Here is a 26,367-nt window from a genome sequence, read left to right on the forward strand (position 1 = left end):
CAGACCGTCGACAAAATGCACTTTACGCAAAGCGTAAGGTGCATTTTTCAATTTCAGTTATCCAATTTTCACTGCAAAAACGCAGTTTTTCGAAAAAACGTTGAAAAACAGGCGGTAATATACCCCTGCGTTTCTTCCAGGTCGCCAGTTTTTTCAGATTCATGCATGCAAAAGTAAGCGTCACCTGCATTTTCACTTTCTGCAGGCCACGCAGTTGCGTATAGCGCATTGCATGCTTTTCTTTTGCATCTGCAAAGACACGCTCAATTGTTTGCGAGCGCAATTTGTAAATATCGCGATATATCGGCATGTGCCGATACTCATCAGCAAGTTCCAGATAGGATTCCCATACATGCCTTTGGACTTGCTTTTGATGCGCTTTGCTCTGCGTGCATTGCTCTAAATGCGGACACACTTTGCATTGTTTTGCATCGCTTTTATATTCTTGATATCCTTCACGATTCGTCGTACTGTAGCCAAGCGCCTGGTTGCCAGGGCAAATCATGCATTCATAATATTCATCATATACGTATTCATATTTCTTGAAGAACCCTTCTTTTGTCATAGGACGCTTGTAGGGAACGACAGGAATTCGGCCACTGTCGATAATTTGTTTCATAATCCAGGGCGTTTTGTAGCCCGCATCGACGGCAACGGTTTCGGTTTCAGGGAAATAACTGACGACTCGTTCATACAGTTCATCAAACAATCGACTGTCATTAACATTGCCCGCTGCGACTTCGTATCCTAATATGAAGTTATGCCGGTCACAAGCCGTGTTGGTTACGTAGGCAAAGCATTTTTCATGCTCGCCTTTATGAAACAAGCCGCTTTCCGGATCCGTCGTACTTTGCGTGATGGTTTTACCTTGCGGCGGATTTTCATCGTCGTCTTTATCTTTTAACCGTTTCTTGCCATGGTTTTCGCGATCGGCTTGAATTTCCGCATTCAGTTCATCTTGATATTGCTTGGCCGGAATCGGCACAAACACTTTTGCGCTTTTCTTTTTGTTGGCTCGTGCTTTGATATGGGTTCCGTCAATGAATACGGAACTTGCATCAATGAAACCGCAGTTTACTGCTTCGTACAGGATGCGCATAAAGATCCGCTCAAACACATCGCTTCCTTGAAAACGCCGGGTATAATTCTTGCCGAAGGTTGAAAAGTGCGGGACTTTTTCGGTAAGGCCGTATCCGATAAACCAGCGGTAAGCCATATTTACTTCAATTTCTTTCATGGTTTGACGCATGCTACGAATGCCGAACAGGTATTGAATCAGTACGATCTTAAACAGACTCACCGGATCAATTCCTGGTTTGCCTCGTTCGGAGTCGCTATATAAACCGTCGACTTCGTCGTAGATGAAGCGAAAATCGATGGCTCGTTCAATGTCTCGTAATATATGATCTTTCGGTACTAAATCTTCTAAGCAGAAGAATTCAATTTGGCTTTGTTGACTTCGATCTTTTTTCTCGTACATAAAATCACTCCCGCTAATGATTTTATCATATCATTAGCGGGAGTGGAGTTTTGTCTACAGTCTGAGCAGCCTGCCTATGCAGACTGCTTATTTTTTTACTCGTCGCTCTTCTTTTCGACTAACGCCATTGCGACGACCGTGTCGTCACTGGCGGTCTTCATCAGTTTCACGCCTTGCGTGTTGCGGCTGATCAACGATACTTCTTCCAGATCGATGCGAATGACAATGCCCTCGCTGCTGATCAGAATGATTTCCTGGCCGGGACGGACAACCTTGATGCCGACTACCGGACCGGTCTTATCGGTGACCTTGAGATTAATGACGCCTTTGCCGCCGCGCTTTTGATTGCGGTATTCGGCGGCTGCGGTCCGCTTGCCGTAGCCATCGCGGCTGACGGTAAGGATCTCGCCGTCTTTGCGGAAGGTATCCATGCCGACGACTTCATCATCGTCATCCAGGCTGATGCCGCGAACGCCCGAGGCCGAACGGCCCATCGACCGTACATCGGATTCAGGGAAGCAGATCGCCTTGCCGCCGCGCGTCCCCATCATGACATGATGTTCGCCGGCGGTCAGTTTGACGCCGATCAATTCATCCTCATCCCTGAGGCCGATCGCGATGATGCCGCCTTTGCGCGCCGTATCATATTCCATCAGTTCCGTCTTCTTGACAGTGCCCAAACGGGTCGCCATGAATAAGAAGCGGTCGTTGGAGAATTCTTTGATCGGAATGACTGCGGTGATCCGTTCCTGCGCCTCAAGCGGCAGCAGGTTCACGGTCGCGGTCCCTTTCGCCGTACGGCTGGCTTCCGGAATTTCATAGCCTTTCAGGCGATAAACCCGGCCCCGGCTGGTAAAGAAGAGGATGTTATGATGCGTCGTAGTGACGAACAGTTGCTCGACAAAATCTTCTTCCTTCGTGCCCATGCCGGCCACGCCGCGTCCGCCGCGTTTCTGGCTGCGATAGGTATCGACCGGCAGACGCTTGATGTAATTGCCGTGCGTCAGCGTAATGACGATATCCTCCTCGGCAATCAGATCTTCCATTTCCAGTTTGGACAGGTCGCTGGTAATGACCGTGCGTCTCGCATCGGCGAAGCGCCGTTTCACATCCAGCAGTTCTTCTTTGATGATATTCAACACTTTCGCCTCGTCAGCCAGAACGCTTTCCAGCCATTCGATCGTTTCCATGATGTCTTTGTATTCCTGCTCGATCTTGTCGCGTTCCAAACCGGTCAGGCGCTGCAGGCGCATGTCGAGGATCGCCTGCGACTGCTTTTCCGAAAGGCTAAAGCCTTCCATCAGGGCGTTGCGTGCGATTTCGGCCGTACTCGATGCACGGATCATCTTGATGACCGCATCGATATTGTCGAGCGCGATTTTCAAACCTTCTAAAATATGTGCCCGCGCTTTGGCTTTCGCCAGCTCGAAGCGAGTCCGACGGACAACGACTTCTTTTTGATGCTCGAGATAATAATAAAGCACCTGCTGCAGATTGAGAACCTGCGGTTTGCGATTAACAAGCGCCAGCATGATGATGCCGAAGCTTTCCTGCATTTGCGTATGTTTATAGAGCAGGTTCAAAACGACGTCCGGATTGACGTCGCGGCGCAATTCGATGACCACGCGCATGCCGTTGCGATCGCTTTCATCGCGCAAATCGGTAATGCCGTCAATGGCTTTGTCGCGCACGAGATCGGCAATTTTTTCAATCATGCGTGCCTTATTGACCTGGTACGGCAATTCGGTGACAAGAATACGGTTCTTGCCGCTTTGCATCTTTTCGACGCGCGCCTGCGCACGCATCTTGACGACGCCGCGCCCCGTCATGTAAGCAGACTTAATGCCTTCACGACCTAAGACAAGACCACCGGTCGGAAAGTCAGGCCCTTTAATCGCCATCATCAGATCCGGTATCGAGATATCCGGATCCTCAATCATCATGACCAGCGCATCGACGACTTCGCCTAAATTGTGCGGCGGTATGTTCGTCGCCATGCCGACCGCAATGCCGGAAGAACCATTGACCAGCAGATTCGGCGCTTTAGCCGGCAGCACGCTAGGCTCCTGCAGCGATTCATCATAGTTCGGCCCAAAATCGACGGTATCCTTTTCGATATCCGCCAGCATTTCCTCGGCATAGCGAGACATGCGCACCTCTGTGTAACGCATGGCCGCCGCCGAATCGCCGTCGACAGAACCAAAGTTGCCATGGCCGTCGACCAACAAATTCCGCGTCGAAAAATCCTGCGCCATCCGGACCGCGGCTTCATAGACGGAACTGTCGCCGTGCGGATGATACTTACCGAGAACTTCCCCGACGATACGAGCCGATTTCTTGTACGGCTTGTTGGGCGCCATGCCCGCTTCATGCATCGCGTATAAGATGCGGCGATGTACCGGCTTAAGACCGTCCCGCACATCCGGCAACGCGCGCATGACGATAACGCTCATGGCATAATCAATATACGAATTTTTCATTTCCTCTTCGATTTGTATCGGCAATACTCTTCCTAAACCAAAATCCACGTTCTCACCTCAGCTAACGACAATGACGTCGTCAATATCTAAACATACATATATTCCGCACCGAACAACAAAATTCCTGCTTTTCAACGCGTTAATTTAGCGCGGCGGCATCTTTTGCAACTAAAATAAGCTTCTCCGTCAACAACGCCAGTCCCTTCCCTTTTTATCTCCGCTTTATGTGAAACAACTTTACACTTTTTATTTTCTTTCTCTTTTCTCAAGAACTGATTTTCGAATACAAAAAACAAAGATTAGACAAGTAATTCTAAGCCTTTAATAATATTTTAAATCTCTTAAATTAGATGATTTCATTAGCGAGCAAAATGAGATATACTGTAAACATACAAAATTTTTAAACATCCATGGAGGAAGAGCATGTACAGAATTTTGACGATCAACCCCGGTTCCACTTCCACGAAACTGGCTGTCTATCATGACGACAAAGAAACGCTGAGTCAAAATCTCAGCCACAGCGCCGCCGAGTTGGCGCAGTTTGCCAACATCATCGACCAGTTGGAGTACCGCCTGGCAAAGATTCAAGATTTCCTGCACGCCAACTCTCTTTCCCCTGCCGATTTTTCCGCGATCGTCGCGCGCGGCGGTCTATTAAAGCCGATGCTCAGCGGCACGTATGCAATCAATGATGTCATGCTAGCCGACCTCAGCAGCGCGCGCTACGGCGATCACGCTTCTAATCTCGGCGCCATCTTGGCCCAGCGCTTAGCAAAAGAAAGCGGTTGCCCTTCTTTCATCGTCGATCCAGTCGTTGTCGATGAATTGAGCGATTTGGCCCGCATCAGCGGTCTGCCGGAGCTGCCGCGCAAAAGCATCTTTCACGCCCTTAACCAAAAAGCGGTGGCCAAACGCTTCGCCAAGCGCATTGGTCGCCCCTATGGCGAATTGAATCTGATCGTGGCTCATCTGGGCGGCGGCATTTCCGTCGGCTGCCATCGGCAGGGCCAAGTCGTCGACGTCAACAACGCTCTGAACGGCGACGGTCCTTTTTCACCTGAACGAGCCGGCACGCTTCCCGCTGAGCAACTAGCCGACTACGTGCTGCGCAATCATCTAACTGGCGCTGAAATAGCCAAGAAAATCGCTGGTTCCGGCGGCTTGGTCGCGCATTTGGGGTTAAACGATGTACGCGAGGTGCAAAAACTAGTTGCGTCTGGCGATAAAAAGGCTCAGCAGGTTTATGAAGCAATGATTTATCAGGTCGCCCGCTCGATTGCCGCAGCGGCCGTTCCGGTCTGCGGCAAAGTCGATTACATTCTGCTGACCGGCGGCATCGCCCACTCCGAATACATCACCGGAAAACTGAAAGAGTACATCGGTTTTATCGCACCGGTCACGGTGATTCCGGGCGAAAATGAGCTGCAGGCCTTAGCGGAAGGCGCTTTGCGCGTTTTGACGCAAGAGGAAGATGCGCTTCAGTATCAATAACGCTCTTTTGGGGCTGCCACCCGGCAGCCTCAGACTGTCGACAAAACGAACTCAAGTGGGACGTTTTTTACACGAAGAGTTGAAGAAGGGAAGATCGGAAGGATTTTTAAATTCTTCTTCCTTTCTTCCCGACGGGCCGATACAATCGGCCCGCTTCGCTTCTTCGTGTTATCGTTTCCTTTAATCCTTCTATTCGTTCCTGCTATCGCATTCTGTTTTTTCAATTGTCTACACTCTGGGGCTGCCACTCGGCAGCCTTTTTTATTTGCCTTGGCAAGCATTCGCGAAAGGGAATCTGGTTAAAATAGGGAATATATAATTTGTCAGTCGTTTTTGCGGGAGGAGGCGTATTGAAATTGAGCGATCGAAAGAAAAGCTATGACGATTTGCTTGCGGAAAATGCACGGTTGCGCAAAACGCTGCAGGCTTTTCATGCCGATTCAGACTCTGCTTCCGCCGCTTTGTCCTGCCCCTGCTGCAAGGACGTTCCGGCAGAAGCAATCGCAACGCCATTGCTGAACGAACAAGAAGATTTTTCTTGCATCATCGAAAGCATCCCTGACATCATCCTGCGCCTCGACGCAGCGCAGCGCATCATCTTCGTTAATCACGCAGTCTGCGATCTGTCGGGCCGGATGACAAAAGAATTTCTTGGAAAACGAATTTGCGAAGTAGACAATATCGATCCGTCTTTTGTCCGTTCTTTTCAGAACAGCATCAACCAACTCTTTGAACACGGACAGATCCTGACCGCTGAATTTTCCTTTGACGACGGCATAAAAACACGCCATTATCATGCCCGCTACATGCCGGAAAAAACGGCGCACGACACAATGCGCGGCGCACTTTGCATCTTTCATGATATTACGATCTACAAACAAATGCTCAAAGAAATCGCCCGCCTCGACCGCTTGAATCTGATTGGTGAGATGGCGGCTGGCATCGGACATGAAGTGCGCAACCCGATGACAACAGTACGCGGGTTTTTGCAGGTGCTGCAGCGTAAAACGGAGTTCCAACCGCAATATGAATTTTTTCAACTGATGATTGAAGAGCTCGACCGCGCCAACTCGATCATCACCGAATTCCTTTCGCTGGCGAAAAACAAACCGGTTCATCTTGAGGAACAAAATCTCGTCAAAATCATTCAATCGTTGCTTCCTCTAATGCAAGCCGATGCAACGCTTACCGATACCTACCTCGAAGCAGTCTTAGAACTCGTTCCTTCTATTTTGCTGGATGAAAAAGAAATACGGCAGCTGATTTTAAACCTCGTGCGCAACGGCATTGAAGCAATGCCGCACGGCGGGAAATTATTGCTGCGCACCTATTTGGAGCCGGGCCACGTTTGCCTGTCCATCAGCGACCAGGGAGGCGGCATTCCGGCCGACATCCTTAGCAACCTCGGCACTCCGTTTCTGACCACCAAACAAAACGGCACCGGTTTAGGTCTCGCGGTCTGTTGCAGCATTGTCAGCCGTCATAACGCGACGCTGTATCCGAGCAGCGACGCAAATGGGACCACCTTTGTCGTCAAATTTCCTTTTTAATTCGTCTTTATCCGTAAAAAAGGACTGTCTCCAACCGGTCATTTCCGGCTGATGACAGTCCTTTTTCTATGAAACTATAACACCGACTTCTTGTTATAGCGTTGCAGCAAATAGAGCGGCATACCTAGCACCAACGCGCCCAGCCCCCAATACAATTGTTCCGGCGACGCTTTCGTCAGTAGCCAGCTGCTGATCGCCGCCGCCGCAAGCGGAATCACCGGCCCAAACGGCACCTGGAAAGAGCCTTGCAGGTCGCGACGCTTGCGCCGTAATACGATAACCGCCAGGCAGGTCGGTAGATACTGCGCAAAACGCGATACGACGCTGATTGCCGCCAGCTTGACGAAACTGCCCGATAAGGCGACCGGTATCGCCAACAAAACCGTAATGATGATCGCCAGGTAAGGCGTGCCAAAGCGGCTGTGCTCGGCAATTTTACGCGGCACCATACCGTCTTCCGCCAACGCTACGCCGCTGCGCGGACTGATGAAAGAAGACGCCACGTTGATGCCGCCGATAGAGATCAACGTACCGATCGTGACCAGCCATTTCCCGGCCGGACCAAAAAACGCACTGGCGGAATCGGCCACCGGCGCAACGCTTTTTGCCAGATCAGTGCCCAACGTCCCTACCGCCACCGCCTGAACCATAAAATAAACTACCGAGCAAATTCCCATCACCATCATCAAGGCAATCGGCAGATTTTTCTTCGGATTGTCCATGTCTTCTGCGGCAACCGCCAGCGCTTCAAAACCGGTAAACGCATAAAAAATCAGTAAAGCAGCCGCGCCAAACGAATCCATTTCAAAACCTTTAGGGAACATCGGCTCAAAATTGGCGCCTTTGATATAAAATGCGCCGATTCCGATAAAGAGCAGCAAGGGAATCAGTTTTCCCACGGTGACAAGATTGTTGAGAATCTTCGCCATCTGTACGCCCAAAATGTTGAGGATGCCAAGACCGACTAAAATGGTAAGAATGATAGCTGTCTTATACGGTTCCTGCAGCGCCGGCGGCCAAACCGCGCTAAGCGCGGTAACGAAACCTACGGCCATCGCCGCCCAGGCGATGATGCTGATCGCCCAGCGCATGATCCCGACTTCAAAGCCGACAAATTCGCCGAAGGCCTCACGTGCATAAACATAGGCCGCGCCATTGCGGCTGAATTTCCCCGCGCATTCTGCAAAGCAAAGCGCGATCGCCATAACCACGAGCGTCATAAACAGATAGACAAAAATACTCCCCGGTCCCACCATCGCCATCGCCTTGCCCGGCAGGAGAAAGATCCCCGAACCGATAACGCCGTTCAACCCCAGCAACACAATGCTCCAAAAACCAAATTTTTTCTTGTTTTCTTCCGCCATCGTCATTTTGCCTCCTTCATTTTACTGTACCGCGCAGACCAGTTTTTTAAAGACTCCAAGCATCGTTGCGTCGTCCTGTGCCATCATTTCCGGATGCCATTGCAGACCAAGAACCCAGGCGCCCGGTTTTTCAATCGCTTCTATCGTTCCATCTTTCGCCCGCGCGCTGACGACGAACCCGGGCGCCACATCTTTTACGGCCTGATGATGAAAACTGTTCGTCTGCAGCAAACCGTCGCCTACGATCTTTGCCAGCAGGCTGCCTGCCGTCACTTCAACTGCATGGCTGGCGAATTGCCGCCGCCCTTTTTGCACATGCTGCTGACGACTTGCCGTTTGACTGTTGATGTCCTGATACAAACTGCCGCCAAAAGCCACATTCATGATTTGCATGCCGCGACAGATTCCCAGCATCGGTTTGCCGCCGGCCAAGGCCATTTTGGCGGCCGCCAATTGATGCGCATCCATTTCCGGCCAGACAAAGCCCATTTCCTGCAGCGGCTCTTCCTGGTAACAGGCCGGCTGCAGATCATAACCGCCAGACAAAATCAGGGCGTCCAGCCCTTCCAACTGCCTCTTTATATCTTCACTCTCTTCGATGACAGGCAGCAGCATCGGTATCCCGCCCGCTAACTCGACCGCTCTTATATAGTCGTGATTCACATACGTCCGCTCCAGGCCTGGAAACGGGCCGCTTTCCATTAATAAAATACTGCCTAAAATGCCAATAATCGGTTTACGCATCTTTGTTCCCTCTCTTTCCTTACGTTTCAGCTTCTCTTAATGCAATAATCAAGCCAAACATCAGCTCATTACGACAAAAAAACAGAAGGCGTCAAATAACCGCCCCCATTGGCAGCATTTATCGCCTTCTGTTGTTCAGATCAGCTGATTCTTTTATAATAGTGCTCATTTTAGCACTGAAAGTTTTTTCTGTCAAACCGCTCTTTTGTAAATAATAGGTTTTATAGGTTGCTATTTTGCCTATTTCTAAACCTATTTAAAAACAACTCGCCTTTTTCCGTCAAACGACTGCCGCCTCGCCCGACCTGCGAGCAGACAAAACCGCACTCCGCCAAGATGCTTAAAATACGTCTCACTTCGCCTTCACTGATCTTTACCTGCTGCGCCTTAAGCGCCTGCCCGATCTGTTTGCGCCCCGCGCCGCCATCGAGGCCCTGGCGCTCGTTCAATAATGCGCTAACCTCCAACGCTTTTTCCAGCTGACAGCGTTCTTGGATAAACTGCTCTTCCGCGCTAAAATCGTCTTCCGCCTTGATATAATGCGGCAAAGCATCGCTTTGTACCACGTTCTCGGCGGAAAAAGACAAGTAAGCCGCCGCGTTGGCAAGCTCACGAATATTGCCCGGCCAGGAATAGCGCGCGCAGAGCTCTTGCGCCTGCGCAGACAGCGTTAGTTCACTGCGATTATGCTGCTGCAAAAAATGTCGCAGCAATAAAGAAATATCCTCCGTACGTTCGCGCAGCGGCGGCATCATGAGCGGCAGCACATTTAAGCGATAATATAAATCCGCCCTGAATTGGCCGGCTTCTATTTTTCGCATCAAATTCTGGTTCGTAGCCGCGATTACGCGTATATTCACATTCATCACGCGCTGCGCTCCAACCCGCATCACCTGTCGTTCCTGCAAGACCCTGAGCAGTCTGGCCTGCAACGCATGCGGCATATCACCGATTTCATCGAGAAAAATCGTCCCCTGATGAGCCTGTTCAAACAAACCGGCTTTCCCTTCTTTCAAAGCGCCTGTGAACGCACCCGCTTCATAACCGAACAACTCGCTCTCCAGCAAGGCCTCCGGCACGGCTGCGCAGTTCACCGCAACAAACGGCATTTTTCGCCTGGGCGACTGATTGTGCATCGACTGCGCCAGCAGTTCTTTTCCGGTACCGCTTTCTCCCGTTATCAAAACCGTCAGATCGGAATCGGCCATCATGCTCGCCTTTTTTATCAGTTGGCGCATTCTTTCCGATTCCGTCACAATATCGCTGAACTCATATCGGGCCAGCAAGCCTTTGCTTTGCAGACGTTTGCTGAGATTTTGCTCCAATTGCCTGATGTATGTCACTTCCTGAAAATGAAGATAAATGCCTGCCGCCTCGCCAAACTGTTCCAATTCTTTTTTGTTGGCCAGCAGCGAACGCCCCTGCCACTCTACAATTTCATCTCTGAATTCGCCTTGTTTTAGTAGATTTTGCACAGGCTTAGGCAAATTTTCAAACGTCAGCACTTCTTCACTTGAAAGTTCCAGCATTTTTCGCAGGCTGGCGTTGCATAATCGGATCTGACCTTCACGATCCATCAGCATTACGCCTTCCGCCGATAAATTGATCACCGTATCGAGCGCCGTATTTTTCAGGTACAACTCTTTATACTGCCGCTTGATTCCGGTGTCGAGCGTTATGATCGATTCGCCATATTGGATCAAACGCCGGTCAAGCTCCCTTTCCTCCAAACCTAAGCGGCTCATGATCTGAAGAAATGTCGATAAATCAATGCAGCGGTGTCCCAGATCAATCACTTTTGCAATCTGCTGCGGCACACTTGCCGCTTCACCGGGCGTGACCGCAATTTGTATCTCTTCCGTCGAATTCTCTCCAAGATAAGGTTCCAGCAGCAAATGATCCAAGCCCATTTGATACAGGAGTGCGACGGTTTCCAGCGTCGTTTCCGGCGCGTCATTGACGACCAAAACCTTGCTTCCTGCAGGAATATCGAGCAATTTGAAGACCGCTTCTTCCTGCAGCGTTCGCTGCACTACCAGTACGCGGCGGCTCTCTTTTACATAGGGCTTGATGGCCAGCGCTTTCGCCGGCAGCATCACCAGCACGACATCCTCTTCAATCCGGTCGCCCTCTTGCATTTCGGCAAAAGAGTAGACTTTGCTTTCGGCATAACCGTCAAAAATCTGCATTAAGTTCTCTTGTATGAAAAGACCCAACGACGAGTTGGCGCTGTCGGTCACAATAGCGATCCGTTTCACAGAAGAACCTCCCATATTTTTTTCTATTAACTTCTGTTTTTTTTCCCGCATTCCTGCGCGCATCGCCCGTCTGAATCGCCTTTTTACACGTCTGCGCTTCCTGCTTTACTATTTTGGCAAAGCAGGAAATTAAAGGAAATTAGCGAATCTTATTCTTACCTGGATTCTTCTTTTTTCTTGCTTCGCTTGACTGCCAGAAAGGAAAGGAGGCGACTGCCATGCCTATCGTCCCTGTAAAAGAGCTTCGTCCCGGCATGATCTTGGCGGAATACCTACTGGATCCGCACGGGACTTTTCTCATTGCACCGGGTCAAGTGATCAGCCCCGAATGGATTAAGCGTCTGTCGCGCTGGCAGATAAAATCCGTTGCGGTTGAAGACGAACCCGACAGCTTGATTCCGCAGCCGCCAGGCTATAATCGCATCACCGCTCTTCCTGCCATGTCGACCTTTGCCTTCAAGGCGTTCTGCCAGGAGCAAACGCAAATTGAAAATAAGATCCGAGAAATCTTTGTCGCGCTGCGCGAGAGCGGCACGCTCGCGACCGGCGCCTTGCAGGAACTGGTACGCGATCATCTTTATCCCCTGCTTAACTTGCCGAAACTGCCTATTTTCATCCATATGCCCGGCAAACAGGAGGATTACCTTTACCGTCATTCGTTCGACTGCGCAATCCTGGCCGGCTTGTTCGCCCGCTGGCTGGAATTTCCCACACCGAGCGTGGCGCAGATCATGTTCAGCGCGCTGGTCATGGATATCGGAAAACTATTCGTCTCTGACGATGTGATTAACAAACCGGATACGCTGACGCTCGATGAACGTCAGCAAGCAAAAGAGCATCTTGAGCTCGGCTACAAGATCTTATTGCAAAACAAACAGGTCAACAGCGCCGCACTGGAAGCGATTTACCAGCATCATGAACGTCTGGACGGCTCCGGTTATCCGCGCGGCCTGCGGGGCAGCAGCATCCTCCAATCGGCGCGCATCCTGGCGATTGCCGACGTCTACGACGCCATGGTCAGCCACCGCTGTTACCGCCAGGGTCTTTCGCCGCTACAAGCCGGAGAGACCTTGCTGAGTTCTATGTCCAGCCAACTCGATAAAGAGATGCTGCATTGCTTCATCGAAGAAATGCGTCGTTCCTTTTTGGGCGAGAAGGTTCTTCTTTCCGACGGCAACCACGCCCTCATCGCCGCTTTTCCCCCATTGCCGCTGATCAGGCCGCTGGTGCTGCTGCCGAGCGGCGCCGTCATTCCGCTGACGCATGACAGCAGCGTCGACATCATCCGTTGGGAGACAACCTACTGGGATCCACCCGTTCTGCCCTTTATGCCGTAAACGTAAAGGAGGCCTTGCCATGTTCAGCAAACTGCTTACGGAAGCTTCGCAGCTCCCCCATGTTTGTGCCGCTTCGACACAGGAATTTCAAAAACACTCTGCGCTTCTCCTGCAGCATGTCAACGATACGTTATCGCGTCATCCCAACATCCTTGAAATAACCGGCAATACAAAGCATCAAACCATGCTCGACAATCACATGTATCATGCGAAATTTATGCTCACGGTTCTTTATTTCAACAATTATCCTCTGCTCTGCCGCGTTTTAGTCTGGTTTTACCGCACCTATCAGAGCCGCGGCTATTCCGATTCTTATTTTCCGATTCTCTTTGCCGCCTGGCAGCGAGCCATCGACCGCCATCTGCCGCCGACGGCTGCGGAAGAAATCATTTTGAAATACCAGTGGCTGATGGCCAAACACAACACGTTGCTGCAGCTTGCGCAAAATACGACGGCCTTTTCCTTCAGCGACTTCGGTTTGGATGACTCGTTAACGGATGAGATTCTGACTTCCTGCCGTGAATCGCTCTTAAACGGCGATTATCACTCTTGTCTGGCCTTATCGTCCGCCGATACGCCGGAGGAAATTGCAAGACTCTACTGTTGCATCTTACAGCCTTGCCTGTATTCGATCGGCTCGCTTTGGGAGCAAGATGAAATCTCCGCCGCCCAGGAACATCTCGCCACCGCGACCGTCGCACGCATCATGCAAATGCAGTACAGCAAAATTTCCTCTTTCAACAAGCATATGAAAGGGCCGGCCTTGATTACCGCCGCCCCGGGAGAATACCACTCGCTGGGCGCTAATATGGCCTCCGACCTCTTGGAACTGGACAACTGGCAGACGTATTTCCTTGGCGGCAATACGCCAATTCCCGACCTGCTCACGCTGCTGCATGAGAAGAAACCTTTTCTTTTAGGCGTAGCAGTCGTTCTGCCGTTCAACCTGATCAAGGTGCATGATTTAATCAAAGCGATCCGCTGCGATCAGCATCTTTCCCGCATCAGGATTCTCATCGGCGGCCCTGCTTTCTTTCTCGATCACACACTTTGCCAGCAATTGGGCGCCGACGGCTATGCCACCGATTCGCAAAGCGCCGTCACGCTCGCCGACGCCTGGTGGCAGGCCAGACAAAGCGAAGAAAATTCATAAAAGGCCGGAGCATCCGCTCCGGCCTTTTATTTTAGCGCTTCAAATAGTCTAGAAGCGGTATGTTTTCGATATACAGCTCTTCGACGACGGCATCGCCGTTTTTGATGCGCACCGCAACCGAGGATTCCTGACCGGCGGCCGCGCGAAAGGCTTTTTCAGCCTCCGGCGCAAGACTTTCTTCCAGATAAAAGCGGTCGAACGGCAGGTTCACGCTGACACCCGCAGCGCTGACTTGCTGCACCTTCACGCGGACATATTCTCCTTTTCGCGGGCGCTCAGCCTGAACGCCCTGCAATACGGCATAGCCTTTTTCATCGCGTCCGATCAGCGCATATGCGCGTTGCCCAACGCCGGGAACCGCCTCACCAACGAGCGGAACCTTATTTCCCTTAAAAGAAAACCGTACATACCTTCCCCGCAGCGCATCATACGGATCGACCGGCGCGGTCTGCCAACGGTAACTTTGCCCTGTCTGCAAAATATCCTCCCAGCGCCAGACCATATAGAGCGCCGCGCTGACTTGCAGAATCGCCAATACAACAAATAACCCTTTTCGCCATGTAATCTGCTTCATTTCATCACCTTGCCTTTTCGCCGCGCCAGCCAGGCATTCACCAGCAAAAACGCGCCGCCGACCGAAACGAACACCGAGCCGCGAAAGACGTAGCTATAATTCAAATCGAAGAAACGCACCAGGATCAAACCGGCTACCAACAGCATCCCGGCGTTCAAACGGGTGAAACTGTTTCGCTTCACGCCTTGAACGAGCGCCCGGATGCCGATGAACAGCGCATAGACGTTAAATAATAACGCAGACGCCCAACTGCCGCAGGCTTGCACCAAAAACAAGCCTCCCGCAACCACCAGCGGCTGCAAGCCCAAGGCCCAAGCGCCGCGTTCTTTGCGAAAACTTTGCCATAAGAAGCCAACCAGCAAGAGCAGCAGCGCTCCGACCAGCCACTGTTCCTCCTGACCGCTTGCCTGCCATTTTTCATTATGCCAAAACTCTTGAAACGTCAACGCGATCGACAGCGCCAAAACGCCGCCGCCGCCCACCAGCTTATGCGCCTTTTTCCAGACGGAGACCTCTTCGTCAAACCAGCAGCGGCCGATCAGATATGTTGCGGCAAATAACGTGCCGTAGACCAAAAAATCGAGTTCTCCGATATAGCGCTGAAAGATCTCGACGAAGCTAACATAGGCGCAAAGAAGTAACGACCAGGAGAGAATCACCGCCTGTTCTCCATAACGTTCCGTTTGCAATCGTTGCCAGTAATACGGCCCGAGTAAAGCGAGCAGCAGCCAAATCCATTGCTTCTCGCCGGGATAATCGACGCCTACGAAGAGCCATGCCATGATCCCAGCCAGATAGATCAGCGCGGGCAGTACCGCGCGCAAAAGATAGACAATCGGCAGGACCAAGAGCATCCAAAGCAGCAGAAAGGAACCCGTTTCCGCCGCGACATGATAGGTCTGTCCAATCAGCGCGAGCGATGCGCCCAGCAATAAAGCCAATAAGACGCCGCTTCCCTCGCACCAGGCGATGCTGTCCGGCTTGCGCCATAATGCATACGCGGCGAAAAGCTGCGCGCCAAACAACTGGCCCAAGAGCAGCACCAATCGATGCATGCGGCTAAGCTGGTCCCAGTTATGCGCCAGAATCAAGATGACGCCGAGCCCGATCAAAGCCAGTCCCATGATCGCAAACAGCGTCAGCAGACGCGATGAACCGCTGCCCTCTTCTTCGCGTTGGTAGTGGGCGCGCAGCGCATCCGCCCTGTCTTGCGGCAAGATTCCCTTCTCGACCCATTCAGGCAGCTGGCGAAAAAGCCACTCGATACCTTTTTTGTCTTTATCCATCACTGAAAATCCCCTCATAGCTGATATTATTTACACCACATATCCCAAATCTGTTTGCCGATCAGAATAACCGACATAAATAAAAACAGCGGTCTGACATAAGCCGCACCTTTGCGAATCGCAAGCCGCGAACCGGCCAATGCGCCGAGAATCATCGCGATGCCCATCGGAATCGCATACGCGTATTGAATCGAACCGAAATAAGCAAAAGCAAGTACCGCGGCGATATTGCTGGCAAAATTAAGCGCTTTGGCATTCCCGGCCGCGACAACAAAATCAAAGCCGACCATCAGAAAACAAAAGATAAAAAACGAACCGGCTCCCGGGCCGAAAAAGCCGTCATAAAAGCCGATGCCGGCCGCAGCAAGACCGCTAAGCCAGGCCGTTCGTCCGCTGACGCCCCGATAGGTGGAAACATCGCCCCAATTCTTCTTAGTAAAAGTATAAACGGTCACCGCCAACAGCATCACCACCACCAGCGGCTTCAAAAACTGTGACGGGATCTGCTGCACGGTATAAACGCCTAAGGCCGAGCCAAAAAAGGAAAGCGGAAATTGCCAGCAGATGATTTTGAGATCGATCTTGCCGGAACGCAAAAACGAAAGCGTACTGGTAAAGCTGCCCATTACGCTGGCCATTTTGTTCGTTCCCAGCGCCATCGTCGGCGGCAAACCGACCATCAGGAGCGACGGCAACGAAATCAGACCGCCGCCGCCGACCACCGAGTCGATAAAGGATGCGACGAATCCGGCGCCCATCAAGAACAATAAGATATCGATACTTACATTTTCCATGCTTCATGCTCCATTCCTGCCAATAAGAAAAAACCAGGCTTGCTCTTAGCCATAGGCCAAGGGCAAGCCTTCATTCCTGTCTATTCTTTGGCAACCGTCACTTTTTCCATGATATCACCCTGGCGGATGTCATCCACAACGTCCAAACCTTCAATCACCTTGCCAAAGACCGTATGCAGCCCATCGAGATGCGGTTGCGGTTCGTATACGATGAAAAACTGACTTCCTCCGGTATTGGGACCGCGATGCGCCATCGACAAGGAGCCGCGTTCATGCTTGTGCGGATTTCCTTCCGTCTCGCAGGGAATCGTATATCCGGGGCCGCCGGCGCCGGTACCATCCGGACAACCGCCTTGCGCCACAAATCCTTTTATCACGCGATGAAAAGACAAGCCGTCATAAAATCCTTTTTCAATCAAATAGGTGAAGTTTTCCACCGTCTTCGGAGCCTCATTCTCAAACAGTTCAATAACGATTTTCCCTTTAGCCGTTTCAATCGTTGCTTTCGTCAAAATAAATCCCTCTCTTCTCCGGCTTAACGCCGCTTGCGCAGCAGCCGTCTTTCGCATTAAAAATTGCCAAACCTCGGCACTTGTTCATTATAACATTTTGCCGCTCCGCACGGCCAGAAAAAAAAACTGATTTTCACCACTTAAAAAAATTAAGATAACAGGAATTCCCTTTTCTTAAGCGAAGTATATGCAATACAATATCGTCCAATTTGCAAGGAGGACATTAGCGCATGAATATTTTAGGCTTTTTGGCGGGCGCTCTCGGCATCCAAAGTCTGACGGATTATCCCAAATCGATCACGACGCTGAAAAATCGTCTGCCCAAGGAAGAACAGGATGCCTTCATCCATGATTATAAAAAATTATCGGCTAGCGATAAAACGCAGTTCAAAGAGTATCTCAAGCAGGCTGACCTGCAGGATGCCGGAAAAATGATCGGCCATGATCTGAGCAAAGTGCAAAGCGCTTATACAAAAACAGTCCCTACTGACACTAAAGCGAGTAAAGACACGGCAAGCGCCGCACCTGCGACCGCTTCACCGCTCGCCCAACTCGATTTTTCGGCGCGCATCCAGCAAATCTTACAGACCGCAACGCCCAGCGTCGATCCGCTCCTGCTGGCGGAGGCGGCTAAGAAATATCAGGCCTTGCAGCTTGACGGCCTGCCGTTCGCCGAACGGCACAAAAGAATCATGGAAGCCTATGCCAAAGGCCAGGCGGCGCTCGATGCGCCTGTGCAGCTGACTTTCGCGCCAAATAGCGCGGCGGAGCCGGAAATGAAGACAGCGCCCAGGGAATCGACCGCCGAAACGATCTCTGAACCGCCTGCGGTCGAAGGCGAAACAAAAACGGATTTGACGACTTGAAAAAAGCGGCAAACTGCTAAAACGCAGTTCGCCGCTTTTTTAATCGTCCTCTTCTTTTGCACTCGCCGCTTCATTTTTACTGAAATAGCGTTCCATCGCATTTTCATAGCCCATCAAGATTTCCCGTGGCTTGCTGCCCACATTCGGCCCGAGAATCTTCAATTCTTCCATCCGGTCGATCAGGCGGCCCGCCCGCGTGAAACCGATGCGGAACTTGCGCTGCAGCATCGACGCCGAGGCCTGCTGCGTCTCCATGATAATGCGCACTGCGTCTTCCAATAATTCGTCTTCACAGACTTCCGCCTGATGTGCCGCACTCGAATTAGGATTTTCGCAGGTCGTAACGCCATCCACATACTCCGGCGGTTCACTTTGCGCTTTGATGTAATCGGTCAGTGCCTCAACCTCTCCGTCGGCAATGAATGCGCCTTGGACGCGCAGCGGCTTCGGCGTACCGATCGGATAGAGCAGCATATCGCCTTTGCCCAATAATTTTTCTGCACCGCCCATATCGAGGATGGTGCGTGAGTCGACCTGCGACGATACGGCGAAGGCGATGCGCGAAGGCACATTCGCTTTGATCAAGCCGGTAATAACGTCGACCGAAGGGCGCTGCGTCGCCAGAACCATATGAATGCCGGCGGCTCTCGCTTTTTGTGCCAGACGGATGATGGCATCTTCCACATCGACCGGCGAAACCATCATCAGATCCGCCAACTCATCGATAACGACCAGAATATACGGCATCTTCGTCCCGCTCGAACCGTCACCCACCGGGAACGCATCGATCTGTTCATTATAACGGCCGATGTCCCTGACGCCGGCCGCCGCAAACATTTCATAACGGCGATCCATCTCCACGACCGCCCAGCGAAGCGCAGCCGCTGCTTTTTTCGCCTCGGTCACAACCGGCGTCAGCAAATGAGGCAAGCCATTATAACTTGTAAGTTCAACCACCTTCGGGTCAATCAGGATAAATCGCACCTCATCCGGCGTCGCCCGAAAAAGGATGCTCGCCAACAGCGTGTTTACGCATACGCTTTTGCCGGAACCGGTCGAACCGGCCACCAAAAGATGCGGCATCTTGCCCAGATCAGTCGTGATGATATTGCCCGCGATATCCTTGCCCAGCGCGACGGTCAAATGCGACTTGGCGGTCAAAAAATTCGGATGGTCCAACACATCGCGCAGCGGCACGCTTGAAACCGTCTTATTCGGCACTTCGATGCCGATCGCAGCTTTGCCGGGAATCGGCGCCTCGATCCGCACGCCCGACGCCGCGAGACTGAGCGCGATGTCATCGGCAAGATTCACGATGCGGCTTACTTTTACGCCGGGCGCAGGCTCGAGTTCATAGCGCGTCACGGCCGGTCCCTGGCTCACATGCTTTATTTTCGCCTTGACGCCAAAACTTTCCAATGTTTCTTCCAGTGTTTTCGCGTTAGCCGCCACTTCCTTATCCTGTTTGCCGTCATTCTTGACGCTCGGCTTATTCAGAAGTGAGAGCGGCGGCAGCTGATACTGTCCCGGAACCGGCGTTGGTGCGGGATCAAGCAGTCCTGGCAACGGCGTCTCCTTGTTATTCGTCCGCTCCGGCGGCTTCACGTTTTCACGCGGCGCCGTTTGACGAACCTTTTGCGGCGGCGCTGCCGGTCTTTCCGGCGTACTGACGCGTTCCTCCAGCAGCGGCGCTTCGTATCGCTCGCTTTCTTTTTCCTCATGCAGCAGAAGCGGCACTTCTTTTACCGCCTCTGTCTCGCCTGCCAAACGACTGTTGCTGAAGAGGCGGTTAAATAGCGTCGGCGATTCGTATTCGCCTTTCTCCTGTTTGCCGGAACGGCCATGCGTGGTAAAACGCCAGTCTTTATCCTGATTATAAAAAGTTTCCGCCTTGCTATGAACGGATTCATAGGCGGTGGTTATGCCTTCCTGCGTCTTTTGTCCCGCTGCGCTCAACGTATGGTAGAGCGACCAGGTCGTCGCCAATAAGAGTCCCCAGACAGCCATCGCCAAAACCAGGACCATGCCGCCGTAAAAACCGACGACTTTGCGCAGAAGAAAGAGCACCATGCCGCCAATCAGGCCGCCGCCTTCGAGCAGGCTTTCCGGCAAGATTTCAGTCCCTTCGGCAACCAGAAAATGATGGAACAACGCCAGTACCGAAACATAAAATAATAACAGACCCCAAAAGCGGCTGCTGAAACGAATCGCCTGACCGCTTTTAATATACATGCCGCCGATCGCCATGATCAAGATCGGCACGACTACAGCGCCAATACCGAAGGCGTAAGAAAGAAATTTGCCTAAGTAGCGCCCGAGCACGCCGGTATTGCCGCCATATAAACTGATCAAACCGATAACGCCTAGCGCCATGAGAAACACACCGATTACTTCATAGCGTCTTCTTTCTTTATCCGTTGCTTTTGCCAATATTCATCACCCTGTGTTCCTTGCGTATTTTCTTCTAGTCATTATATCATATCCTACTATCTTCTCGCCATTAGACAGCAAAATAGACGGACCGCCTTCTTTTCTTAAGAAGCGATCCGTCCATTGCTGACTTACTTTTCTTCTATTGCTCTTCTATATTTTATTAAATCGGCCACCGACAGCAGCGGAAAAGCATGTCTTGCCGCAAACGCAGTGATTTCCGGCAGACGCGCCATTGAGCCATCCTGGTTTGTCAATTCGCATAAGACGCCAAACGGTCTCAGCCCGGCAAGCCGCATCAGATCGACGGTTGCTTCCGTATGTCCGGGCCGCTCCAGTACGCCGCCTTTTCTGGCACGAAGCGGAAAGACATGACCGGGACTGCAAAGGTCGCTATAGCAGGCGTCCTCTTTGATCGCCGCTTTGATCGTCGTCACCCGGTCAGCCGCCGATACGCCGGTCGTCACGCCCTGCGCCGCTTCAATCGATACGGTGAAATTCGTTTGAAAGGCGCTGGTGTTTTTTTCCGTCATCATCGGCAGCGCCAATCTTTCTACCTGCTCTTCAGGCAGGCAAAGGCAGACAATTCCGCTGCATTCGCGAATCAACATCGCCATTTCCGCAACACCAATCTTTTCGGCTGAAAAAATCAAATCGCCCTCATTTTCCCGTTCTTCATCATCGGTTACCAATACCCCTTTGCCCTCTTGCAAGGATGACAACGCATTGGTCACTCTTTTTTTCCATACGCTTTCTTCTTTTTTCTGATTCATCGTGATACGCCTCCTTTATTTAGGCGACTCATCCGAATCAAGGCACAGGAATATACAGTGATTTGGCAAAAGACTGTTTTATCCTCTTTCATCCGGACTATAACCGTCGGCTCTGGCTCAACCAGATCTGCTGCCATCTTGCGGTCTGCAAGAGCGCTTGCGGGCTCCCCGGCTATGCCGGGCTACCGCCGATAGGGAATTTCACCCTGCCCTGAGAATAAGTCTGCTTCTTTACTTTATCTTTCTGCCTATTTTTTTTCAATTACAGATGACTGCCACTCTTCTTACAATTGCCCATTACGCAAAAAAAAGATGGTCTCAATTAATTTGAGACCATCGGAGACTGTCAGAGAAGCGTTTTGATCCATTCCGCCGTTTCCGGAAAGAGCGTCGTAACCAACAACACCAACGTGAGCAGGATCAGGAATGTGGTGAAGACCCAGGTGATGGCGTTATAAGTCTTCGACGTGGCATGTTTGCCCATCAGATTCACATTGCTGGCGATCAAGACCATAAAGACCAAAATCGGCGGCAGCAATACGCCGTTGACGACCTGCGTCGTCAGCATGACCTGGTACAATGATAAATCCGGCCAAAGCACGATCGCCGCGCCCAGGACGATCATCACCGTATAAAGGCCGAAAAAGACCGGCGCCTCTTTATAATTCTTGCTGATCCCCTGTTCAAAGCCGAACGCTTCGCAGATCGCATACGAGGTGCTAAGCGGCAGAACAAACGCCGCCAGCATCGATGCGCCAAGTAAGCCTAAGGCAAAGAGGAAACTGGCGTACTTTCCCGCCAGCGGTTCCAGAGCAATTGCCGCATCCTTCGCCGTCTCTATCGTGATGCCGTTCGCGTACAGCGTCGCTGCCGTGGCGACCATGATGAAAAAGGCAATAAAGCCGGTAAAGAAAGAACCGATCATCACGTCCCAGCGCGTATAGCGGTATTCTTTCGCGGTGATGCCTTTGTCAACGACCGAAGACTGCACATAAAACTGTCCCCACGGCGTAATCGTCGTGCCGATGACGCCAACCGCAAGCAGAAGAAAGTCTACATCGCCGGAAAAGCTTGGCGTTACCGAAGCCTTTAAGACTTCCTGCCATGGCGGATCGACGATCACGCCCGACACCACATAGCTCAAAAAGACCAGGCAAAGAGCAAAGAACACTTTCTCCACGCGCTGATAATCCGCCTTCACCACCAGCCACCAGATCATCAGCGCCATACAGGGCACCGAGATGTACTTGGATATGCCGAACAGTTCAAAACTCGTGGCAATACCGGAAAACTCAGAGACCGTGGTGCCGATATTGGCGATCAGCAGGACGGACATCGCGAAAAACGTCCATTTCACACCGTACTGTTCACGGATCAGATCCGATAATCCTTTACCGGTGACCGCGCCGGTTCGCGCCGATATTTCCTGGGCAATAGCCAGACAAACGGTACTGACCAGCATCGTGAAAATTAATTGATAACCGTATTTTGCACCCGCCGCCGCATAGGTCGCAATGCCGCCGGCATCATTGTCGGCAAACGCCGTAACGATACCCGGCCCCATCACGCCCAGAAACATAGCCAAGCGGGGAAATTGTTTGCGCCAGCTTTTCATTACTGTTTCCACCCCCTACCAGAGCGCTTGCCGCTCAGCAGGTTCGAAAATATTTCCACCCGACTGCGATCCGACATCAAGATATCCATGACGTCATCGACCGTGATGATGCCCTGCAGGACATTTTCCTCATCGACGACCGGCAAGGCCAACAGGCTGTATTTATGTATTTTATCCGCCACGGTGGAGTGATCATCCTCAAAATGGACTGTGACGACTTTTTTATGCATGAAATCCGTCAGTCTTTTCTCGGGCGGCGTCAGGATTAATTCGCGCAGCGAACACACGCCAAGCAGATGTTCCTGCTCATCCGTGACGTAGAGATAATAGATCGTCTCGGCTTCCGGCGCCATACGACGCAATTCGTCGATCGCTTCCTGCGCCGTCAATTCAGGCGCAACCGCGATATATTCGGTCGTCATCAACGCTCCGGCCGTTTCATCGTCGTAGTCCATCAGTTCCTGGACTTCATCGGCCTCTTCCTTTTCCATCAGACTGAGAATTTCACGCGATTTTTCTTCCGGCAACTCGCCCAGAATATCGGCCGCTTCATCCGGCGGCAATTCTTCGAGCAGATCCGATGCCTTTTGCTGATCCATCTGCTCGATGATTTCTACCTGCGTCTCCAGTTCCATTTCAGCCAGCGCATCGGCTGCTTGTTGTTCATCCAAATTTTCCAGGAAACTGGCCCGCTTATTATAATCCATATCCTCAATCAAATCGGCGATATCCGCCGGATGCATCTGCCCCAGTTGTTCTTTTTCCCGCTTCAGTTGCAGATTGGACGTCCGGTTCTCGAGCGGATTTATATGCTGCCAGCCCAAGAGATTGTCGGCCCGGTTCTTCACTAAAAATTCAATGCCTAAACGACGGCATAGGCCTTTGAGCCCGATATCCACCGCCGTCAGCGCGACATGCGTTTGGCCTTGCGCGGTCGTAAACCACGAGAGCATGATATCATTGACCCGAACCAGTTTCGTCCCTTTTAAATCAATGATTTGCTTATCGAGCAACCATTTTGCAATATAGGTTTCTTCTTCACGCAACTGAATGTTGCAGCTTGCCTGCATCGGCCCCGCCAAGCGGATGCCTTCTTCGGACATCTCCTTGATCACGCTGCACGGAATCAGACAATGACTATCTTTCTCATATTTTATCCCTACGATCCACGGCGTTGCATTGTCCCAGGATACGGCCATGTCTCTTACTTTGCCGACCTGCTGTCCATTTGAATCGTAGATAGGTTTTCCTTTTATACGGCTGAAATACAGCTCGGTTCTTTGTTCCATCGAAACTCCCTCCTTATATGCAGAGGACTCCGTCCTCTGATTTTTCAAACGCGATCATATCTTGGTTTCTACTATCAGGGCCAGCGTCCACGCTTTCACCTCCTCTTAACCTTCGCTTCATTTTGCAAACATAGAAAAAACCTTCCCGAATAAATCAGTAAGGCCGATCACAAGTTTCTTATTGCCATACTCAACTCTGCTTTTCATCATTTTAACGACAATATCTTAGCAAGGATCAAATCATTGTTCCTGGTTTATTATACTCCTTCTATTCTTGACGTCAATGGTATATTGGAGAAATTAACGATAAATACGGCCAAATTTAACAATCTAATAGATTTAGCCTGCTAAATCTGGCCTTAGGTCTCATTATCGCAATCAGACCGTTAATTTCTTCCCTTTTCACACTCGCAAACTTTGTTTATCCTTTTTCGAGCAGCGGAAAAAATACAGAAAACGAAGTTCCTTTTCCTTTCTCGCTTTTCACTTCGATGCTGCCGCCATGCGAATCGACGATCCAGCGCGCGATCGAAAGGCCAAGACCAGCGGCTCCGTTTTCACGCGCGTTAGCCGACTGGTAAAAACGGTCGAAGATCCGCGGCAACTCATCCTGCTCGATTCCTTCGCCGTTATCGATCACCTCTAAGACGGCTTTTCGTTCCACTTTTTTTACCTTGATGACAATCTTACCTTTTTCCTTTGTATGACGCAGCGCATTATCGAGCAGGATCGATAAGACCTGCCGGATGCGGTTCCGGTCGCCGTTGACCGAAACATCGAGCGCCACTTCTTGTTCCAGGACGATCTTTTTGCCAATGGCCAAGGAGCGGAAAGTCTGCACCGTTTCATAGACGATCTTATTCAGCCAGATCACTTCTTTGACCAACGGCTGCTGCTGCGCATCCGCCCTGGCGAGGAAAAGCAGGGAATCCACCAGATTATTCATACGCTGGCTTTCCAGATCGATATGGCGCAGCCATTGCTCCTGACTTTGAATCGTCTCCGCCTTGCATTGCCAGAGAATGTCAAGATTGGCGCGTATTACGGCAAGCGGCGTTCTCAGTTCATGCGATGTTTCGGTAACAAAATCCTGTTGCTGCTGCCATGCCTCTTTTACCGGAATCATCGCTCTGGCCGCTAAGAAGAAACTGGCGACCAAAGCCAGGCCCAGGCAAATGATGCTCGACCAAAGGACGGTCTCCAACAAGACGTCGAGTGAATGCCGGTAGAGGCTAAAATTGCGCAGGACGACAATCTGTCCATTATATTGCGGATCATGCATGACAAAATAAGCATATTCCTGCGTCTGCCAGTTGATGATGCCTTTGCCGTCTTTATCGTCCAATGCCATATTTAAAAAATCATGCCATTTTTCTCTCTCGACCGGCATATAGGAAGAAGAGGCAATCACATTTCCCATTTCGTCCGTGCGAAAGAAAAAAGCGCTGGGTAGACGGCTTTTACGGCGCTGCCCGATGTCATCATATTGATGTCCCACCAGAATCTCTCCGGCTAGCTGCGTCAGATTCTCTATCGCATAATCCTCGATTTGAAAGACCATCGTCCAATAAGTAAACGTGGATAAGATCAACAACAACAGCGAAAACAGCGTCATATTAAGCAGCGTCATCTGTCGCCGTAACTTTTTAAACATCTTATTCCTCCCACATGTATCCTTTGCTTCTTATCGTTCGGATGGATGTTGTCTGCAATTTTTTTCGCAAATAATGAATATATAAGTCGATATTGCCCGGTTCGATGTCAGAAGCATAGCCCCAAATCCGCTCCAGGATGATTTCTTTCGTCACCACATTGTTGGCGTTGCGCAACAACAACTCCAATAAGCTGCTTTCCGTCGGCGTCAGGCGAATCACTTCGCCGCCCTGTACGACCTCGCCCTTGGCCGGCGTGAAGCGAAACGAAGGCGTTGCCATTTCACTCTCCTGCAGCGGCGCTTGGCCGCGTCTGGTTAAGGCCCGTACCCGCGCCAACAGTTCTTCTGTGGCAAACGGCTTCAGCAGATAATCGTCTGCGCCCGAATCTAAACCTTGGACCCGATCCTGCACCGTATCACGCGCCGTGACCATCAAAACAGGAATTTCAAGCTGCAATTCCCTGAGTTCGCGCAATACTTCTATGCCGTTCATCTTCGGCAGCATACGATCCAAAACAATCAGATCATAAACTTTTTCAAGCGCCAGCTTCAAGCCAGCTGCGCCGTCATACGCAACATCGACTTGATAACGCTGACTCCTCAATAAATAAGCCAACGAATCGGCCAAACTTTTTTCATCTTCGACCAACAACAAACGCATCTTCACTATCCCCTTCCGCTTGCAACTTGCTTTTTAAAAGAAAAACCCCGCCTCCA

At 51.2% G+C, this 26,367-nt stretch carries 20 protein-coding genes and 1 riboswitch; of the genes, 5 read left to right on the plus strand and 15 right to left on the minus strand.

Annotated elements, in window-relative coordinates; all coding sequences use genetic code 11:
* Positions 1-22: 22 nt before the first annotated feature.
* Positions 23-1,480 (minus strand): IS1182 family transposase, encoded by a 1,458-nt coding sequence (locus QTL79_RS11280; RefSeq protein ID WP_346354798.1) that lies wholly within the window; start codon positions 1,478-1,480, stop codon positions 23-25.
* Positions 1,481-1,575: 95 nt separating this feature from the next.
* Complete coding sequence (gene gyrA, locus QTL79_RS11285) at positions 1,576-4,008, minus strand: DNA gyrase subunit A (RefSeq protein WP_346355071.1); 2,433 nt, start codon at positions 4,006-4,008, stop codon at positions 1,576-1,578.
* A 375-nt stretch (positions 4,009-4,383) separates the two neighbouring features.
* Between gyrA and buk the strand changes: the two genes are divergently transcribed.
* On the plus strand, positions 4,384-5,451 hold the full coding sequence (gene buk / locus QTL79_RS11290) for a butyrate kinase (protein WP_346355072.1): 1,068 nt from the start codon (positions 4,384-4,386) through the stop codon (positions 5,449-5,451).
* 350 nt (positions 5,452-5,801) lie between these two features.
* The gene (locus tag QTL79_RS11295; protein WP_346355073.1) at positions 5,802-7,001 is read left to right on the plus strand and encodes an ATP-binding protein; all 1,200 of its coding nucleotides are present in this window, start codon (positions 5,802-5,804) and stop codon (positions 6,999-7,001) included.
* Between the two features lie 74 nt (positions 7,002-7,075).
* On the opposite strand, the gene QTL79_RS11300 is transcribed toward QTL79_RS11295, so the two are convergent.
* The 3 genes from QTL79_RS11300 to QTL79_RS11310 all read right to left on the minus strand — a co-directional run bounded on the left by QTL79_RS11300 (position 7,076) and on the right by QTL79_RS11310 (position 11,367).
* The gene (locus QTL79_RS11300; RefSeq protein ID WP_346355074.1) at positions 7,076-8,365 is read right to left on the minus strand and encodes an APC family permease; all 1,290 of its coding nucleotides are present in this window, start codon (positions 8,363-8,365) and stop codon (positions 7,076-7,078) included.
* 21 nt (positions 8,366-8,386) lie between these two features.
* Positions 8,387-9,109: a gamma-glutamyl-gamma-aminobutyrate hydrolase family protein gene (locus tag QTL79_RS11305; protein WP_346355075.1), complete on the minus strand. Its 723-nt coding sequence runs from the start codon at positions 9,107-9,109 to the stop codon at positions 8,387-8,389.
* Positions 9,110-9,330: 221 nt separating this feature from the next.
* Positions 9,331-11,367, minus strand: a complete 2,037-nt coding sequence (locus tag QTL79_RS11310) for a sigma 54-interacting transcriptional regulator (protein ID WP_346355076.1) — start codon at positions 11,365-11,367, stop codon at positions 9,331-9,333.
* Between the two features lie 218 nt (positions 11,368-11,585).
* Between QTL79_RS11310 and QTL79_RS11315 the strand changes: the two genes are divergently transcribed.
* Together QTL79_RS11315 and QTL79_RS11320 are read left to right on the plus strand one after the other, a co-directional pair.
* Positions 11,586-12,704, plus strand: coding sequence for an HD-GYP domain-containing protein (locus QTL79_RS11315; protein WP_346355077.1), 1,119 nt, complete (start codon positions 11,586-11,588; stop codon positions 12,702-12,704).
* 19 nt (positions 12,705-12,723) lie between these two features.
* Complete coding sequence (locus tag QTL79_RS11320; RefSeq protein ID WP_346355078.1) at positions 12,724-13,857, plus strand: cobalamin B12-binding domain-containing protein; 1,134 nt, start codon at positions 12,724-12,726, stop codon at positions 13,855-13,857.
* A 31-nt stretch (positions 13,858-13,888) separates the two neighbouring features.
* Here QTL79_RS11320 and QTL79_RS11325 read toward each other — a convergent pair whose 3' ends face one another.
* From QTL79_RS11325 to QTL79_RS11340, 4 genes are all read right to left on the minus strand, one after another.
* Complete coding sequence (locus QTL79_RS11325) at positions 13,889-14,431, minus strand: GDYXXLXY domain-containing protein (RefSeq protein ID WP_346355079.1); 543 nt, start codon at positions 14,429-14,431, stop codon at positions 13,889-13,891.
* Positions 14,428-15,717, minus strand: a complete 1,290-nt coding sequence (locus QTL79_RS11330; protein WP_346355080.1) for a DUF2157 domain-containing protein — start codon at positions 15,715-15,717, stop codon at positions 14,428-14,430. Before QTL79_RS11330 ends, QTL79_RS11325 begins: the two co-directional genes overlap by 4 nt.
* 26 nt (positions 15,718-15,743) lie before the next feature.
* Entirely contained in the window at positions 15,744-16,511 is a 768-nt protein-coding gene (locus tag QTL79_RS11335; protein WP_346355081.1) for a TSUP family transporter, read from the minus strand.
* 80 nt (positions 16,512-16,591) lie between these two features.
* Positions 16,592-17,023: a peptidylprolyl isomerase gene (locus QTL79_RS11340; RefSeq protein WP_346355082.1), complete on the minus strand. Its 432-nt coding sequence runs from the start codon at positions 17,021-17,023 to the stop codon at positions 16,592-16,594.
* Positions 17,024-17,253: 230 nt separating this feature from the next.
* Here QTL79_RS11340 and QTL79_RS11345 point away from each other — a divergent pair, with 230 nt between their 5' ends.
* The gene (locus QTL79_RS11345; protein WP_346355083.1) at positions 17,254-17,889 is read left to right on the plus strand and encodes a hypothetical protein; all 636 of its coding nucleotides are present in this window, start codon (positions 17,254-17,256) and stop codon (positions 17,887-17,889) included.
* A 39-nt stretch (positions 17,890-17,928) separates the two neighbouring features.
* Here QTL79_RS11345 and QTL79_RS11350 read toward each other — a convergent pair whose 3' ends face one another.
* From QTL79_RS11350 to QTL79_RS11375, 6 genes are all read right to left on the minus strand, one after another.
* Positions 17,929-20,262 (minus strand): FtsK/SpoIIIE family DNA translocase, encoded by a 2,334-nt coding sequence (locus QTL79_RS11350; RefSeq protein ID WP_346355145.1) that lies wholly within the window; start codon positions 20,260-20,262, stop codon positions 17,929-17,931.
* Between the two features lie 188 nt (positions 20,263-20,450).
* Positions 20,451-21,092, minus strand: coding sequence for a 3,4-dihydroxy-2-butanone-4-phosphate synthase (gene ribB / locus QTL79_RS11355; RefSeq protein ID WP_346355084.1), 642 nt, complete (start codon positions 21,090-21,092; stop codon positions 20,451-20,453).
* Between the two features lie 76 nt (positions 21,093-21,168).
* Positions 21,169-21,315, minus strand: a riboswitch (FMN riboswitch).
* Positions 21,316-21,438: 123 nt separating this feature from the next.
* The gene (locus tag QTL79_RS11360; RefSeq protein ID WP_346355085.1) at positions 21,439-22,707 is read right to left on the minus strand and encodes an Nramp family divalent metal transporter; all 1,269 of its coding nucleotides are present in this window, start codon (positions 22,705-22,707) and stop codon (positions 21,439-21,441) included.
* Entirely contained in the window at positions 22,707-23,996 is a 1,290-nt protein-coding gene (locus QTL79_RS11365; protein ID WP_346355086.1) for a magnesium transporter MgtE N-terminal domain-containing protein, read from the minus strand. The genes QTL79_RS11360 and QTL79_RS11365 overlap by 1 nt, the downstream gene beginning before the upstream one ends.
* 421 nt (positions 23,997-24,417) lie before the next feature.
* Complete coding sequence (locus QTL79_RS11370; protein ID WP_346355087.1) at positions 24,418-25,650, minus strand: sensor histidine kinase; 1,233 nt, start codon at positions 25,648-25,650, stop codon at positions 24,418-24,420.
* A gap of 1 nt (position 25,651) precedes the next feature.
* Complete coding sequence (locus tag QTL79_RS11375) at positions 25,652-26,311, minus strand: response regulator transcription factor (protein WP_346355088.1); 660 nt, start codon at positions 26,309-26,311, stop codon at positions 25,652-25,654.
* Positions 26,312-26,367: the final 56 nt, after the last annotated feature.

Source organism: Azotosporobacter soli (assembly GCF_030542965.1).
Lineage (GTDB): Bacteria > Bacillota > Negativicutes > SG130 > SG130 > Azotosporobacter > Azotosporobacter soli.

Bases quoted from the DNA above. Each gene is read 5' to 3' on its own strand.
- QTL79_RS11335 (WP_346355081.1), bottom strand. From the start codon at position 16,511: ATGGAAAATGTAAGTATCGATATCTTATTGTTCTTGATGGGCGCCGGA.
- QTL79_RS11320 (WP_346355078.1), top strand. From the start codon at position 12,724: ATGTTCAGCAAACTGCTTACGGAAGCTTCGCAGCTCCCCCATGTTTGT.
- QTL79_RS11350 (WP_346355145.1), bottom strand. From the start codon at position 20,262: ATGGCGCTAGGCGTTATCGGTTTGATCAGTTTATATGGCGGCAATACC.
- QTL79_RS11360 (WP_346355085.1), bottom strand. From the start codon at position 22,707: ATGAAAAGCTGGCGCAAACAATTTCCCCGCTTGGCTATGTTTCTGGGC.
- QTL79_RS11375 (WP_346355088.1), bottom strand. From the start codon at position 26,311: ATGCGTTTGTTGTTGGTCGAAGATGAAAAAAGTTTGGCCGATTCGTTG.
- QTL79_RS11345 (WP_346355083.1), top strand. From the start codon at position 17,254: ATGAATATTTTAGGCTTTTTGGCGGGCGCTCTCGGCATCCAAAGTCTG.
- QTL79_RS11365 (WP_346355086.1), bottom strand. From the start codon at position 23,996: ATGGAACAAAGAACCGAGCTGTATTTCAGCCGTATAAAAGGAAAACCT.
- QTL79_RS11330 (WP_346355080.1), bottom strand. From the start codon at position 15,717: ATGGATAAAGACAAAAAAGGTATCGAGTGGCTTTTTCGCCAGCTGCCT.
- QTL79_RS11315 (WP_346355077.1), top strand. From the start codon at position 11,586: ATGCCTATCGTCCCTGTAAAAGAGCTTCGTCCCGGCATGATCTTGGCG.
- QTL79_RS11370 (WP_346355087.1), bottom strand. From the start codon at position 25,650: ATGTTTAAAAAGTTACGGCGACAGATGACGCTGCTTAATATGACGCTG.
- buk (WP_346355072.1), top strand. From the start codon at position 4,384: ATGTACAGAATTTTGACGATCAACCCCGGTTCCACTTCCACGAAACTG.
- QTL79_RS11305 (WP_346355075.1), bottom strand. From the start codon at position 9,109: ATGCGTAAACCGATTATTGGCATTTTAGGCAGTATTTTATTAATGGAA.
- ribB (WP_346355084.1), bottom strand. From the start codon at position 21,092: ATGAATCAGAAAAAAGAAGAAAGCGTATGGAAAAAAAGAGTGACCAAT.
- QTL79_RS11325 (WP_346355079.1), bottom strand. From the start codon at position 14,431: ATGAAGCAGATTACATGGCGAAAAGGGTTATTTGTTGTATTGGCGATT.
- QTL79_RS11300 (WP_346355074.1), bottom strand. From the start codon at position 8,365: ATGGCGGAAGAAAACAAGAAAAAATTTGGTTTTTGGAGCATTGTGTTG.
- QTL79_RS11280 (WP_346354798.1), bottom strand. From the start codon at position 1,480: ATGTACGAGAAAAAAGATCGAAGTCAACAAAGCCAAATTGAATTCTTC.